15 protein-coding genes are annotated in these 15,125 nt (G+C 44.3%); all 15 read left to right on the top strand.

Annotated features, from left to right (window positions below; all coding sequences use genetic code 11):
* Positions 1-201 precede the first annotated feature (201 nt).
* Positions 202-1,074, top strand: coding sequence for a ParB/RepB/Spo0J family partition protein (locus tag Q4B82_RS07645; protein ID WP_303065855.1), 873 nt, complete (start codon positions 202-204; stop codon positions 1,072-1,074).
* A gap of 178 nt (positions 1,075-1,252) precedes the next feature.
* Positions 1,253-1,507, top strand: coding sequence for a hypothetical protein (locus Q4B82_RS07640; RefSeq protein WP_303065854.1), 255 nt, complete (start codon positions 1,253-1,255; stop codon positions 1,505-1,507).
* A 4-nt stretch (positions 1,508-1,511) separates the two neighbouring features.
* A complete protein-coding gene (locus Q4B82_RS07635) occupies positions 1,512-2,066 on the top strand; it encodes a pseudouridine synthase (RefSeq protein ID WP_303065853.1) in 555 nt (184 codons plus the stop codon).
* Positions 2,067-2,135: 69 nt separating this feature from the next.
* On the top strand, positions 2,136-3,842 hold the full coding sequence (gene argS / locus Q4B82_RS07630) for an arginine--tRNA ligase (RefSeq protein ID WP_303065852.1): 1,707 nt from the start codon (positions 2,136-2,138) through the stop codon (positions 3,840-3,842).
* A 219-nt stretch (positions 3,843-4,061) separates the two neighbouring features.
* Positions 4,062-5,471: a UDP-N-acetylmuramate--L-alanine ligase gene (murC, locus tag Q4B82_RS07625; RefSeq protein ID WP_303065851.1), complete on the top strand. Its 1,410-nt coding sequence runs from the start codon at positions 4,062-4,064 to the stop codon at positions 5,469-5,471.
* A 92-nt stretch (positions 5,472-5,563) separates the two neighbouring features.
* Positions 5,564-6,487, top strand: coding sequence for a D-alanine--D-alanine ligase (locus Q4B82_RS07620; protein WP_303065850.1), 924 nt, complete (start codon positions 5,564-5,566; stop codon positions 6,485-6,487).
* Between the two features lie 13 nt (positions 6,488-6,500).
* On the top strand, positions 6,501-7,235 hold the full coding sequence (locus tag Q4B82_RS07615; protein WP_303065849.1) for a cell division protein FtsQ/DivIB: 735 nt from the start codon (positions 6,501-6,503) through the stop codon (positions 7,233-7,235).
* Positions 7,236-7,301: 66 nt separating this feature from the next.
* Positions 7,302-8,627 carry a cell division protein FtsA gene (ftsA, locus tag Q4B82_RS07610; RefSeq protein ID WP_303065848.1) on the top strand — a complete coding sequence of 442 codons (1,326 nt, stop codon included), beginning with the start codon at positions 7,302-7,304 and terminating at the stop codon, positions 8,625-8,627.
* A gap of 115 nt (positions 8,628-8,742) precedes the next feature.
* Positions 8,743-9,954: a cell division protein FtsZ gene (gene ftsZ, locus Q4B82_RS07605; protein WP_303065847.1), complete on the top strand. Its 1,212-nt coding sequence runs from the start codon at positions 8,743-8,745 to the stop codon at positions 9,952-9,954.
* A gap of 80 nt (positions 9,955-10,034) precedes the next feature.
* The gene (locus Q4B82_RS07600; RefSeq protein ID WP_303065846.1) at positions 10,035-10,574 is read left to right on the top strand and encodes an isochorismatase family protein; all 540 of its coding nucleotides are present in this window, start codon (positions 10,035-10,037) and stop codon (positions 10,572-10,574) included.
* A 55-nt stretch (positions 10,575-10,629) separates the two neighbouring features.
* Positions 10,630-11,091 carry a Fur family transcriptional regulator gene (locus Q4B82_RS07595; protein WP_303065845.1) on the top strand — a complete coding sequence of 154 codons (462 nt, stop codon included), beginning with the start codon at positions 10,630-10,632 and terminating at the stop codon, positions 11,089-11,091.
* 111 nt (positions 11,092-11,202) lie between these two features.
* Complete coding sequence (locus Q4B82_RS07590; protein ID WP_303065844.1) at positions 11,203-12,123, top strand: GTP-binding protein; 921 nt, start codon at positions 11,203-11,205, stop codon at positions 12,121-12,123.
* 126 nt (positions 12,124-12,249) lie between these two features.
* Positions 12,250-13,170, top strand: a complete 921-nt coding sequence (ppk2, locus tag Q4B82_RS07585; RefSeq protein ID WP_303065857.1) for a polyphosphate kinase 2 — start codon at positions 12,250-12,252, stop codon at positions 13,168-13,170.
* 118 nt (positions 13,171-13,288) lie between these two features.
* Positions 13,289-14,887 (top strand): DNA recombination protein RmuC, encoded by a 1,599-nt coding sequence (rmuC, locus tag Q4B82_RS07580; RefSeq protein ID WP_303065843.1) that lies wholly within the window; start codon positions 13,289-13,291, stop codon positions 14,885-14,887.
* Positions 14,888-15,007: 120 nt separating this feature from the next.
* A partial coding sequence (locus Q4B82_RS07575) for a biotin/lipoyl-containing protein (protein WP_303065856.1) occupies positions 15,008-15,125 on the top strand: 118 nt, incomplete at its 3' end.

Here is a 15,125-nt window from a genome sequence, read left to right as displayed (position 1 = left end):
GTTGGCTAACGTTGGCTGCAATGAGTTTGGATTTATGAGCATCTTGGCGGTAAAGATGGTTAAACAGGTGGAAATTGTTCCGCCTTTTTTATTGATGTTTCATTTCCCCTATTTTTCAGGCAGGCACATATCATACGCACCTACAGAATTGTTCTAAAAACGGTATAATTATGGTGTTTTCATTTTAATTTAGGACAAGATATGTCAGCAGCCAAAACCAAAAGTGGATTGGGTAAAGGTTTAGATGCACTTATCAGCATTTCAGGCAGCCTAAATGACATAAGTGGCGACCGTTTGAGTACCATTGCCATAACTAGCGTACGTCAAGGTCGTTTTCAGCCACGAATTCAGATGGACGATGAAGCGCTACAAGAACTTGCTGAATCCATTAAAGCACAGGGTGTAATTCAGCCGATTATTGTGCGTGAATATAGATTGGGTAGCTATGAACTCATTGCAGGAGAACGCCGTTGGCGTGCAGCACAGTTGGCGGGTTTAAGTGAAATTCCAGCTGTTATTAAACAAATCAACGATAAAACTGCAATGGCAATGGGTTTGATTGAAAACATTCAGCGAGAAGATTTGAACCCGATTGAAGAAGCACAGGGTTTGCGCCGTTTAATTGATGAGTTTGAACTCACACATGACACCGTTGCCGAAGCGGTAGGGCGCAGTCGCAGTGCAATTTCCAATAGCTTGCGTTTATTAAAGCTGCCTGAACCCGTACAAGATATGCTATTTAAACGCCATTTGGAAATGGGACATGCACGTGCTTTATTGAGTTTACCTGTTGCTGAACAAATTGATTTGGCACAAAAAACCGTTAAAAACGGCTGGTCGGTGAGAGAAACTGAACGTCGCAGTCAAAATCTCTTGCAAGGTAAAAAAGATACGCCCATTAAACGTCTTGACCCTGATATCAATCGCTTGACGGAAACCTTGATTGAACAACTGGGTGTGTCTGCCGAAATCAAAACGCGCGACCGCAAAAAAGGTAAAATTGTGCTGCATTTTGACAGCGCGGACACTTTTGCTGATTTGATGGAACGTTTGGGCGTAGAGTTGGAAACGTAAATATTGTCGTTGAGTTTTGATTTTTGAGCTTAATGATGAATTGAGAATGTTCTTGTTTCATATTAGTGAAAAAATCAAGAGCGTTGGAAGTGTTTACCCATTTATTTAAATATAATTACTTGATAATAAAAAAGGAAGACAAAGTGTCGGGTACATTGATGCCGCTGTTTTGGCTAAAATGCAGGATGTGTATCACGAAAACAGCCCTGTATGGGCGTGGGCAGTTGCTTATGGGGTTTTGTCTTCCTTGCTGGTTTGGAACGGCATTATGGCATTCGTTATCCGTTTTTTGATTTTGGGTTCATATGTGTTGGCTTATTTTGTTCTGTTGCGACACTTTACGGATAATCAGATTACCTATGTGATAATTTTATTATTGGGGGTAACCTTTCCATTGGTATTGTCGGCTATGCTCATACCAAAGGCTGCCTGAAACCATGTTAATTGCGTTAAACAAACCCTATGGTGTGATTTGTCAATTTTCGCAACATGACAAACACCGTACACTCAAAAACTTTGTGCCTGTGCCAAACGTTTACCCAGCAGGGAGACTGGACACCGACAGTGAAGGTTTGCTGTTGCTAACCGATGATGGGCAACAGCAAGCTCGTATTGCCAATCCAAAATTTAAATTAACAAAGACCTATTGGGTGCAGCTAGAAGGTAGTCCCAATGAGACTAAACTCGCGCTTTTCAGGCAGCCTTTGGATTTGGGTGATTTTGTGGCGAAACCTGCAACTGTACGCCTATTGAATGAAACCGAAATCGCACAAATCTGGCAACGCGACCCGCCCATTCGTGTTCGCCAAACCATTCCTGATTTTTGGTTGCAAATTCAAATTCATGAAGGCAAAAACCGTCAAGTGCGGCGAATGACCGCAAAAGTCGGTTATCCCTGTTTGAGGCTGATTCGCGTAGGCATTGGGCGTATTAATTTATTTGATTTAAATCTGGACTTGGGCAAATGGTGTGAATGTGAAAGGTTGCCATGATGCCTTTCAGGTAGCCTAAAAATTCTATTTTATTGAAATCATTGAAAACACAAAAAACGAAAAATAACCATGAAATTACACCAAACTCTATCCCAAAAAATTGAACAAGCCTTTGAACACGCAGGACTTTCAGGTAACCCGATTGTGTTGCAAATTGCCAAAGACCCCAAACACGGCGATTTTCAAATCAATGGCGTAATGGGTGCAGCGAAAAAAATCGGACATAACCCACGCGAATTGGCACAAAAAGTTGCCGATGCGCTTTCAGGCAGCCAACTGATTGCCAGTGCAGAAGTGGCAGGGCCAGGCTTCATCAACTTGCGCTTGTCGCCCGAATTTGTCGCACAACAATTGGCTTCAGGTAGCCTGAACATCGGCACCAATCCCACGCCGCAAACCGTCATCATTGATTATTCATCGCCCAATCTTGCCAAAGAAATGCACGTTGGGCATTTGCGCTCCTCCATCATTGGCGACAGTTTAGCGCGTGTACTCGGCTTTTTGGGCAACACCGTTATTCGCCAAAACCATGTTGGCGACTGGGGGACGCAATTCGGTATGCTGGTCGCTTACATGGTGGAACAGCAAAAAGACAATGCCACATTTCAACTATCTGATTTGGAACAATTTTACCGCAACGCCAAAATCCGTTTTGACGAAGACGAAAACTTTGCCGATACCGCACGCGAATATGTGGTTAAACTGCAAGGCGGAGATGAACAAGTACTTGAATTATGGCGACAATTTGTCGATATTTCACTGCGACACGCCGAAGAAGTCTATGCCAAACTCGGCTTATTGCTGACCCGTGCAGATGTCGCTGGTGAATCACAATACAATGATGATTTGCACAATGTCATCAATGAGTTAAGTGAAATGGGTTTGGCGGTTGATGACGATGGTGCAAAAGTCGTATTTTTGGAAGAATTCAAAAACAAAGAAGGCGAACCAGCCGCTTTTATCGTGCAAAAACAAGGCGGTGGCTTTTTGTATGCTACCACCGATTTTGCCTGCATCCGCCATCGTGTCCGCAATTTAAAAGGCGAACGCTTATTGTATGTGGTGGACACACGACAAGATTTGCATTTTAAACAATTGTTTACCGCTTCGCGCAAAGCAGGTTGGCTGCCTGAAAATGTGTCAGCTGAATTCATTGGTTTTGGCACCATGATGGGCAAAGACGGCAAACCGTTCAAAACCCGTTCGGGCGACACCGTGAAACTGGTTGATTTATTGGACGAAGCAATAGAACGCGCTGCCGCTTTGGTACAAAGCAAAAATCCCGATTTGAGCGTGGACGAAGTGGCGAATATTGCGTGTGTGGTTGGCATTGGCGCGGTCAAATACGCCGATTTGAGCAAAAACCGCAGTAGCGATTATGTGTTTGATTGGGACAATATGCTTTCGTTTGAAGGCAATACCGCGCCGTATTTGCAATACGCTTACACGCGCGTGCAATCGGTGTTCAAAAAAGCGGGCAATTGGGATTTTCAGGCAGCCTTAAAACTGAATGAGCCATTGGAACAACAGCTTGCCGTAGAATTGCTGAAATTTGAAGATGTGTTGAACAGCGTGGCAGAAAGCTGTTATCCACATTATTTGGCGGCATATTTGTATGGTTTGGCAACTTTGTTCAGCCGTTTTTATGAAGCCTGTCCAATTTTGAAAGCCGAAGGCGAAGTGCGCGATAGCCGTTTAAAATTGGCACAATTAACAGGGGAAGCCTTGAAAACGGGCTTGGATTTGCTGGGGATTGAAACGCTGGATATGATGTAGGAAGCAGCGTTCATCATTTGTTGCCCCATCACATGCCTATTGCGTTGATGTACGGTTTGTATATGGCGGGCATTTGTCGCTTGTTCGTGTTAATTTGAGACGACTGTAATAAAATAAACATGGCTGAAAAATGCATGGCGCATTAAAATACGCGCTTTTCATCATGTTTTCAGGCAGCTTAAAGGCTGCCTGAAAACAGCAAAAATAAGGCAATACACCATGAAAAACAGAATCAAAAATATCCACTTTGTTGGCATCGGTGGCTCGGGTATGTGTGGCATTGCTGAAGTGTTGCACAATTTGGGCTTTAATGTATCAGGTTCAGACCAAGCTCAAAGTGCGGTAACACGCCATTTATCGGATTTGGGTGTGCGCGTGTTCCTAGGTCATACAGCAGAACACATTGAAGGGGCAGAAGTGGTGGTTACATCTACTGCTGTTAAAAACGATAATCCCGAAGTTCAGGCAGCCTTAAATCAGCACATTCCTGTAATTCCACGCGCCATGATGTTGGCAGAGCTGATGCGTTTGCGTGATGGTATTGCGATTGCAGGCACACACGGTAAAACGACAACAACCAGTTTAACGGCTTCTATTTTGGGTACAGCAGGGTTGGATCCGACTTTTGTGATTGGCGGTAAGCTGACCGCCGCAGGCACCAATGCCAAATTGGGACAAGGTGCGTACATTGTTGCCGAAGCCGATGAAAGCGATGCCTCATTTTTGTATCTGTCGCCCGTGATGACGGTCATCACCAATATTGACACCGACCATATGGACACTTACGACCACAAAGTAGAAAATCTGCATCAGGCTTTTATTGATTTTGTGCATCGTATGCCTTTTTATGGCAAAGCTTTTTTGTGTACCGACAGCGAACATGTTCGCGCGATTTTGCCGCACATCAAAAAACCGTTTGCCACTTACAATATTGAAGATGAAACTGCCGATGTGTATGCCACGAATCTGGAAACACGCGGTGCACAAATGGCGTTTACCGTTCATGCGCGTGCGCCACAAGGCAAAGTGCAATTTGATGTTTTATTAAATTTACCAGGTCGCCACAATGTTTTAAACGCACTGGCAAGTATCGCAGTTGCTTTGGAGTGTCAAGCACCGATTGAAGCCATACAAGAAGCCTTGAAAAACTTTGCTGGCGTGGGTCGCCGTTTCCAAAGTTATGGCGAAATCAGGCTACCTGAAAACGGCAAAGCTTTGATTATTGATGATTATGGACATCACCCTGTAGAAATGGCGGCAACCATTGCAGCTGTGCGCGGTGCCTATCCTGATGCGCGTTTGGTCTTGGCATTCCAGCCACACCGCTTCACGCGCACACGCGATTTATTCGAAGAATTTGTACAGGTATTGAGTACAGTAGATGGTCTTGTTTTAACACAAGTTTATGCGGCTGGCGAAGAACACATTCAGGCAGCAGATGGCAAAGCCTTATCGCGTGGCGTACGCGTATTGGGCAAGGTTGAACCGATTTTCTGTGCCGATGTGAACGCGTTGCCTGAAACCTTGTTTGGTATTTTGTGCGATGGCGATGTGGTTTTAACAATGGGGGCGGGTAGCATCAATAAAACCGCTCAAGGTTTGGTGGATTGGGCAGCGCAAGCTGCCTGAAAACCAGTATGATTTTGAGATTCCAAGGTATGCGTAATGCGCCCAATCCGTTTCTTTTTCAGGCAGCATAGAAATCAAAAGCAGAGAAGACAATGCAAAATTTCGGCAAAATTGCCGTCTTAATGGGCGGTTTTTCCAGCGAACGTGAAGTATCATTGAGTAGTGGGCAAGCCATTTTGGCTGCTTTAAAAAGCAAAGGTATCGATGCTCACACTTTTGACCCAGCACAAACCGATTTGGCACAACTGAAAATACAAGGCTTTCAGGCGGTCTTTAATATTTTACATGGCACTTATGGCGAAGACGGCACGGTACAAGGTGCATTGGAATCATTGGGCATACCCTATACAGGTTGTGGTGTCATGGCTTCGGCTTTAGGCATGGACAAATACCGTTGTAAATTGATTTGGCAAGCATTGGGTTTGCCTGTGCCACCATTCGTGATTTTACACGAAAACAGCGACTTTGCTGCCGTAGAACAAAAATTGGGTTTGCCGTTGTTCATCAAACCAGCTGCCGAAGGCAGCAGCGTGGGGGTGCATAAAATTAAACAAGCAGGCGAATTACAACAAAAATTCAATGAACTGCGCGTACAAAACTTGCATGGCGAGATTTTGGCAGAGCAATTCATGTCAGGTGGTGAATACACTTGCGGCGTATTCAATCGCCAAGCCATGCCCAGTATTCGCATTATTCCGCAAACCGAATTTTATGATTATGAAGCCAAATATCAGCGTGATGATACGGTTTATCTGTGTCCATCAGATTTGAGTGCAACACAAGAAAGCGAAATGCGCAAATTGGCATTGCGAGCATTTGATGCGATTGGTGGTGGTAAGAATTGCGGTCGCGTGGACTTTTTACGTGATGCCGATGGCAACATTCACATTTTGGAAGTGAACACTTTACCTGGCATGACCAACCACAGCTTAATCCCAAAAGCGGTGGCGCAAACAGGTGTGGATTTTGCCGATTTGTGTGTAGCGATTTTACAAACAGCCGCCTTAAACAAATAAATGGGATAAGGCAGTGAAAAAATGGTTTTATTTGAGCCTGCTGGCATGGGTACTAACGGGCATATATTGGTTGGGCAACAGCAACTATTTTCGTATTGCCCATCTTGATATTCAGGCAGCAGAAAGTGGTGCTTTCAAACGTGCTGACCCAGTTAAAATCTTTGAAGCAGTACGCACACCACTCACAGGCAATTTTTTTCATGTGGATTTACAGGCAGCCAAAAATGCGGCATTGACACAAGAATGGGTGAGTGATGTACAAATAGATCGCATTGCACCTGCAACCATCAAAATTCATGTTCATGAATATGAACCTGTGGCACGTTGGCTGCGCGAAGGTTGGCAAGCAGGTTTGTGGGACAATCAAGGTAGGGTTTTTCAGGCAGTCACAGATGAAAGGTTGCCTGAAATGGACGGTGATTTTGCAGATAGGCTATTGATGTTGGAACAATATCAGTTGTTTGCAACGCGTTTAAAGCCTTTGCGTTTGGGCATTGAACGTTTACAATATACCCCGCGTGGTGCATGGACAATTATGCTGGAAAATGGCATTGAAGTACGGCTGGGTAAAGATGATGTGTATGCGCGATTATCGCGTTTCGTAGATATGTGGTCGCATGGTTTGGCAGAACAAGCTGCCGTATTGGATTATGTGGATATGCGTTACCCTAATGCCGTTGCGATAAAACGACGTAATGGTGCAGCAGAGACAGTCAATGATGCCACGAAGCTGCCTGAAACAAAATAGTTGCCACAAGGCTGCCTGAATTGTGTCAGCCAGTCTTTGTTGCTGTTAAAATTAAGAGTAGAAATAATGATTGAAAAACACTATATTAGTGCCTTGGATGTCGGCACATCGCAAGTATTGGCACTCATAGGCGAAATTGTGGACAACCAAATCCACATTGTAGGCGTAGGTGAAACCGAGTCACGCGGCTTAAAAGCTGGCATGGTTACCAATATTGATGTTACAGCCCAAGCCATTCATCAAGCCATGAGTGATGCCGAACTCATGGCAGATTGCAAAATCCGCAGCGTCAGCACAGGTATTTCAGGCAACCATGTCCGTAGTTTTAACTCACAAGGCGTGGTCAAAATTAAAGAAGGCGAAGTATCACAAACCGACATTGAACGCGCCAAAGAAACCGCCAAAACCGTCAATATCCCACCTGACCACCAAATTTTGAATACGGTGGTACAAGAATACATCATTGACAATCAACCTGGTGTGCGCGAACCAATCGGTATGAGTGGCGTGCGCTTAGATACGCGTGTTCACATCATTACGGGCGCGGTCTCGGCGGTGCAAAACGTACAAAAATGCATAGAACGTTGCCACATCAATGTTGATGAAACCGTATTGCAACCTCTGGCAAGTGCCGATGCAGTACTAACTGAAGATGAGAAAGAACTGGGTGTATGTTTGATTGATATCGGTAGTGGTACAACCGACATTGCCGTTTATACATCGGGTGCAATTCGTCATACAGCGGTTATTCCCATTGCAGGCGATTTGATTACCCGTGATTTGGCGCACGCTTTGCGTACACCATACGATGCAGCAGAATACATTAAAGTGCGTTACGGTACAGCTTTGGCAGATTTAGACGGTTTAGATGAAATGGTGGAAGTACCCAGTGTGGGCGAGCGCCAACCGCGCCAAATCTCGCGTCGTGTGTTGGCAAGCGTAATCGAACCGCGTGTAGAAGAAATTTTGGAGCTGACCTTAAATGAATTGCGCCGAGCAGGTTATTCAGAAGAAATTTTAACCTCGGGTGTGGTTTTAACAGGTGGAACGGCATTGTTGCGTGGTGTGATTGAATTGACAGAAAGCATTTTCAATTTACCTGCGCGTGTTGGTGTGCCGCGAGAAATGGGTGGTGTATCGGAACGCATTCGTAATCCACGTTATGCAGGTGCGGTGGGGCTGTTGTTGTCTGCCAAAGCATATGCCGATTTACACGGTACCAATTCAGGTGTTGCCAATCGCAAAACACAGATTATTGAATCTGAATCCAATGTAGATAAGGTATTGTCTGAAAATAATAATCTTACCAAAATGCCCTTTGATTTCACTGGTGACACACCACAAGAAAACTGGTTTAACCGTTTTAAAGCATGGGCAAAACGCAATTTATAAAATGATTCATGCACACCCTAATGACATCTCAGGCTGCTTGAAAACACAATAACACCTTTTCACAATCACAAAATATTAACCCTTACACCGCAAAGCGGACAGGAGTTCCGAACACATGGAAAACACAGAAAATCAAGTTTACAACTATGTTGAAACAAGTGGCAGCCCTGCCGTGATTAAAGTCATTGGTGTGGGTGGTGGTGGTTGCAATGCCATCAATAATATGATTGAAAACCCCATTCAAGGCGTGGAATACATCAGCGCGAACACCGATGCTCAATCACTACAAAATAACCGCGCACCTGTGAAATTGCAACTGGGTGCGAGCTTGACACGCGGTTTAGGTGCAGGTGCCAACCCCGAAGTTGGTCGTGATGCTGCTTTGGAAGACCGCGAAGCCATTTCCAAAGCCATTAGTGGTGCAGACATGCTGTTCATTACCACAGGTATGGGCGGTGGCACAGGTACAGGTGCTGCCCCCGTAATTGCTGAAATTGCCAAAGAAATGGGCATTTTAACCGTTGCAGTGGTAACACGCCCATTCCGCCATGAAGGCAAACGTACTGTCGTTGCTCAGCAAGGCATTGAAATTTTGAAACACCAAGTGGATTCGCTCATTATTGTGCCAAACGACAAATTATTGAGTGCATTGGGCAAAGGCGTAACAGTCAAAGAAGCCTTCCGTGCTGCCAACAATGTGTTGCGAAATGGTGTGGCAGGCATTTCGGAAATCGTAACCAGCCCAGGTTTGATTAACTTGGATTTCGCTGATGTAAAAAACATGATGGGCATCACAGGCATGGCGATGATGGGTATAGGCGAATCTAAAGGGAGCGATCGCGCGCGCATTGCTGTAGAACAAGCCATTTCCAGCCCCCTGTTGGACGATGTGAGTTTAAGTGGTGCAAAAGGCGTACTCGTGAACATCACCACTGCACCCGATTGCTTTATTTTGGACGAATACGAAGAAATCATGGCAGTAGTCAGCGAATACGCTTCGCCTGATGCTGAACTCAAATTCGGTACTGCCGAAGATGAAAGCATGGCGGAAGATGCGATTCGCATTACCATTATTGCTACAGGTTTGAAAGAAAACAAAGAAACTGCAGCAGTGGCTTTGCGTGCAGGCTCACCCGTGGGGCGTCATCAAGCACAAGCAGCAACGCCTGTTGCAGAACCTGCTGCTCATGGTATGGAACGTTTAATCCGTTCAGGGCGTGATACGCGAGGTGTGAACTTGGTTGCTGCTGATTTTGCCAGTCAAGCCGTATTGGACGACTTTGAAACCCCAGCAGTATTGCGCCGCAAAAATCACAGCGATTTTTAACCACATTTAAGGCTGCCTGAAAATGTTCAGGCAGCCTGATTTGCCCCGTTGTAATCATCATTTCATTGAAAGGAAACACCATGTCGTTGAATCAAAAAAACACCCTTGTTTTGGTGGTGGACATTCAAGAACGCTTGATGCCTGTTTTGTATGAAGCAACGGTGTTTGCTGCGGCGTGTCGCCGTTTGCTTACAGGTGCAGAACTGTTGGAATTGCCTGTAATCGTTACCGAACAATACCCTAAAGGCTTGGGGCAAACCATTGCTGATATTCGTTTGGCAAGTAAAGATGCGCCCGTTTTTGAGAAAACCCGTTTTTCGGCTTATACCGAAGAAGTTCAGGCAGCCTTAAAAGACCAGCAAGTTGAAAACATCATTGTCATCGGTTGTGAAACCCACATTTGCATCTTGCAAACCACATTGGATTTGCAACAAGCAGGATACCAAGTTTATTTGCCACAAGAATGTGTTACATCACGCATTTTGGAAAACAAAGACAATGGTTTAAATCAAGCACAGCAAGCAGGAGCCATCGTTAGCAATATAGAAAGTCTGTTGTTTCAAATTCTACAAGATGCCAAACACCCACAATTCAAAGCGATTTCCAAATTGATACAGTAAACTGCTTTGAATTTGATGCACCTTAATTCCTTCATGCCTTTCAGGCAGCCTAATTATGAACATCAAAGAAAAAATCATTCGCCAAACCCAATTACACGGCGCACAAATCACGCCTCTGCGCGAACACGTTTTGGACATCATTTTGAAGTTGGACGGTGTCATCAAAGCCTATACCGTATTGGCACAAATGCAGCGCGAAAGCGATAATGTGGTTGCACCACCAACTGCCTATCGTGCGCTGGATTTTTGGGCAGAACACGGAGTATTGCACAAAATTCCTGCGGTAAACGGCTACATTTTGTGCAGTCACGTTCAACATGAATGCGGTGGACATTGCCACCACAATGAAGCTGCACACAATAGCAGCTTCATTTTGGTGTGTACCGAATGTGGCGCGGTGGACGAACAAAGTTTAAACAACGAATGGAGTGCTTTGCGTGAAGCCGTGCAGCGTTCAGGTTTTGCCTTAAAAGAAGAACACGTTGTTTTAACAGGAATTTGTGCAAAATGCCGTTGAATTGAGTAACCCTATATTCACTGTTTATCATCATGAAAATAATGCAAAGGCTGCCTGAAACCCCATTCCTGTTTTCAGGCAGCCTTTGCATGAAAAAATTGGAAATACATCATGAACAATAAAACCAAAGTCCACCTGTTTTCAGGTTTTCTGGGTACAGGCAAAACCACCGCCATTAAAGGCTTGATTGCTCAACGTCCTACACACGAAAAATGGTTAATCATTGTCAATGAATTTGGCGAAATCGGCATAGATGGCGCGGTCTTGTCCGACAATGGCATACCCGTTGCCGAAATTTCAGGCGGTTGTTTGTGTTGCACAGCAGGCACACAAATGGGAGCGACCGTGATGCAAATGTTGCAGCAAAATCAGCCAGACCGCATCATCATTGAAGCCAGTGGTTTGGCACACGCAGCAGGAGTGATTGATGAACTCAAAGCTCCAGAATTTCAAGACTTATTGGAAATTGCTGCGGTATTTACTGTGATAGACCCACGACAATTTACCCAACCCGATTACGCCAACAACCCACTTTACAAAGACCAAATTGGTGTGTGTGATGTGTTGATTGCCAGCAAAACCGATTTGTGTTCTCCTAGAATCTTGGCGCAATTTCGTGAAGAAGCAGCAAAATTGTTTCCACCCAAAGCCTTAATTGCCGAAGTGCAAAACGCGCAAGTTAATGTGGCATGGTTGGACACCCCTATCATTGAAAAACCGCGTTACCGCATCAAAACACTGCCTGAAAACACGCTCGGCTATCAGTCTCAAGGTTTCACTTTCCCTGCGGGACACAATTTTGATGGTGAACGCATCACGCTGTTTTTCAATGATTTGCCTAATCTGGCACAAGGTTTGATACGCGCCAAAGGCGTGTTTCAAATCATGGACACTTGGGTTTGGCTTAACTGGGTAGATGGACAATGGGGTGCCAACCAAGTTTCGTGGCGGCGCGACAGCCGTTTTGAATTGATTGCTCAATCCTTTGATGCTGATGAAATAGAACAGCGTTTGCAAGCTGCACTAGAATGAAATAACAGGCTGCCTGAAAGACCAAAATGCTTTCAGGTAGCCTTAACGCATTGAGGAAAAGGTTAAATTTTGATAAAATAAGCCAAATTTTTGTTGAAATTCTCTCCAACCTTTTACAAAGGAAAAATCATGACGGAACAACTGCAACCCTACGAAAAAATCCAATTGGACGAAGCGCAAAAAGACAGTTTAAAAGTGTTTGAAGAAGCGGTCATCAAATACAAAGGTAAGGTCAGCAGCGAAGACAGCAACAGCGCACCGTTGCCAGCCGATTATCCATACAAAAACCGCATGGATAGACGCACTTACGAGAAAGAAAAGAAAAAACTGCAAATTGAATTGCTCAAAGTGCAAAGCTGGGTTAAAGACAGTGGGCAGCGCATTGTCAGCTTGTTTGAAGGACGTGATGCGGCAGGTAAGGGTGGTACGATTAAACGCTATATGGAACATTTGAACCCACGCGGTGCGCGTGTGGTGGCATTGGAAAAACCAACTGAAACCGAACGTGGTCAATGGTATTTTCAGCGTTATATCAATAATTTGCCTACTTCGGGTGAAATCGTATTTTTTGACCGTTCGTGGTACAACCGTGCTGGTGTGGAGCGCGTAATGGGTTTTTGTGAGCCGCATGAATATCTTTTGTTTATGCGCCAAGCTCCTGAATTGGAGCGCATGCTGGTGGCAAGTGGCATTCATTTGTTCAAATTTTGGTTTTCTGTTTCACGCGAAGAACAGTTGCGCCGTTTTGTATCGCGTTATTCCGACCCTCTGAAACATTGGAAACTGTCGCCTGTTGATGTGCAATCACTTGACCGCTGGGACGATTACACCGAAGCAAAAAATGCCATGTTTTTCCATACGCATACACGCGATGCACCTTGGATTATCGTGAAATCAGATGACAAAAAACGAGCCCGTTTGAATTGCATTCGCTATTTCTTGCACAAATTGGATTACCCCAATAAAGACGTGAAAGCGATTGGCGAAGTTGACCCATTGATTATTTTGCAACCGAATATGAATGCTGTATCGCAAGAAGGCGGTTAAGCGTATCAGATGATGTGCTGGATTGTTTCAGGCAGCCTTGTGTGGTATTGAGGCTGCCTGAAACATTTTGTTTGTGTTTTTCAGGCAGCTTTTGTGGAAATAAAAATGGAGAAATGCCATGAATAATCCCAATTTCATTTTGGGCATGATGGTGTTGTTTGCTGTGTTACTGATTGGCGGTTTGGCTTGGTTTTGGGCACGCAATCGGGACACAGGCACAACAGAACGTGCGCTGTTGCAACAAAAAGTGGACGATTTGGTACAAAAAATGGGGGAAAAAAATGCCCAAATTGAACAACAAATCGCAGAAAAAAACATTTTGGTGCAACAATATGAATCTCAACAAAATGAATGTGAAGTCCAGTTGCGTCAATTACTTGCTGATAAAAGTTTGTATCAAGGACAGCTTGATGAAATCAAAGTGCGTAATGATGAATTATGGAATGCCAATCAGGTATTGCAACACAAACAAACGCAATTATTGGCACAACATGAAACGCGTGTGGCGGAATATGAAATGCGTTTGCAACAGCTTTTTGCCGAAAACGGTTTGTATAAAGGACAACTTGATGAAACCAAAACACGCAATGCCGAATTGTTGCGTGCCAATCAAAGTTTGCAGGCAGAACAGTTGCAACTGACCGAGAAAGTGGGTTATTTAAACGAACAGTTGCAGCACATCAAAACGGGTGCACAGGAAATGAGCGACCAATTTAAACTGATTGCAAGCGAAATTTTGCAAAGCCAACGTCAAGAAATGGTGTTGCAGGCAGAAAACAGCATGAAACCCTTGTTGCAGCCTTTATCGGAAAAAGTACAGCATTTTCAAACCTTGTTGGATAGCAGCCGTGCAGAGCAAAATGAATTTAAAGGTAAATTGGCACAAAAACTTTTGGATTTGGGTGAAATACAAAAAGGTTTACAACAAGAAACGGCTGCCTTAACCACCGCTTTAAAAGGCGGCAACAACAAAATGATTGGTGCTTGGGGCGAAGTGGTGTTGGACAGAGTATTGTCTTTATCGGGCTTGCGTTTGGGACAGGAATATGTGAAACAGACACAATACAGCAATCAAAGTGGCGACAACATACGTCCTGATGTGGTCATTGCTCTGCCTGATAATCGTGCTGTGATTATTGATGCTAAAGTATCTTTGGTGCATTACAGCCAATACATTAATGATATAAGTGATGAAAACCTGTTGAAACAACACATTAACAGCACGCGCAATCACATCAAGCAACTTTCAGAGAAGCGTTATGAAACCGCACAAAATTTGAATACGGTGGATTTTGTATTGATGTTCATGCCCATAGAAGCTGCTTTATCGTTGATTATTGAGCATGATGCCAATCTTATAGAATACGCTTTGCAACGCAATATTGTTTTGACCACGCCCAATACTTTAATTGCATCATTGCGTTTGATTGAACAACTTTGGCGTGTGGACAGACAAAATCGTAATGTGCAAGAAATTGTGCAAGAAGCCAGCAAGTTGTATGATAAATTTGCTTATTTGGCGGAAAATTTATGCGAAGTGAAAAACGCCATAGATAAAGCGCAAGATAAATTGCGTGTGGCAACGCGCCATGTTCAGCAATCGCACAGCAACATCAAACGCTTGCAGGAATTGGGTGCCACACCTACCCAAATCATGCAAAATAAATTGACACAGGCAAGCACGCAGTTGCAAGAATGGCAGGAAAGTGTGGATTAAGCGCGTTTGTATCCATGTTTTTTACTCGGTTTCAGGCAGCCTGAAACCTTTATCAAACAGGAAATGCGGTATAATCGCGCATTGTATTTTTTAACCGAATTTATCTGAAAGGTATTAAAGATGACCGTAGAACTGAAAGTCCCCGACATTGGCGGACACGAAAATGTGGATATTATCGCTGTTGAAATCAAAGTGGGCGATACCGTTGAATTGGAACAAACTTTAATCACTTTGGAAA

Source organism: Alysiella sp. (assembly GCF_030525755.1).
Lineage (GTDB): Bacteria > Pseudomonadota > Gammaproteobacteria > Burkholderiales > Neisseriaceae > Simonsiella.
Note: the sequence above shows the minus strand (reverse complement) of the source record. Positions and strands in the feature narration are given on the sequence as shown.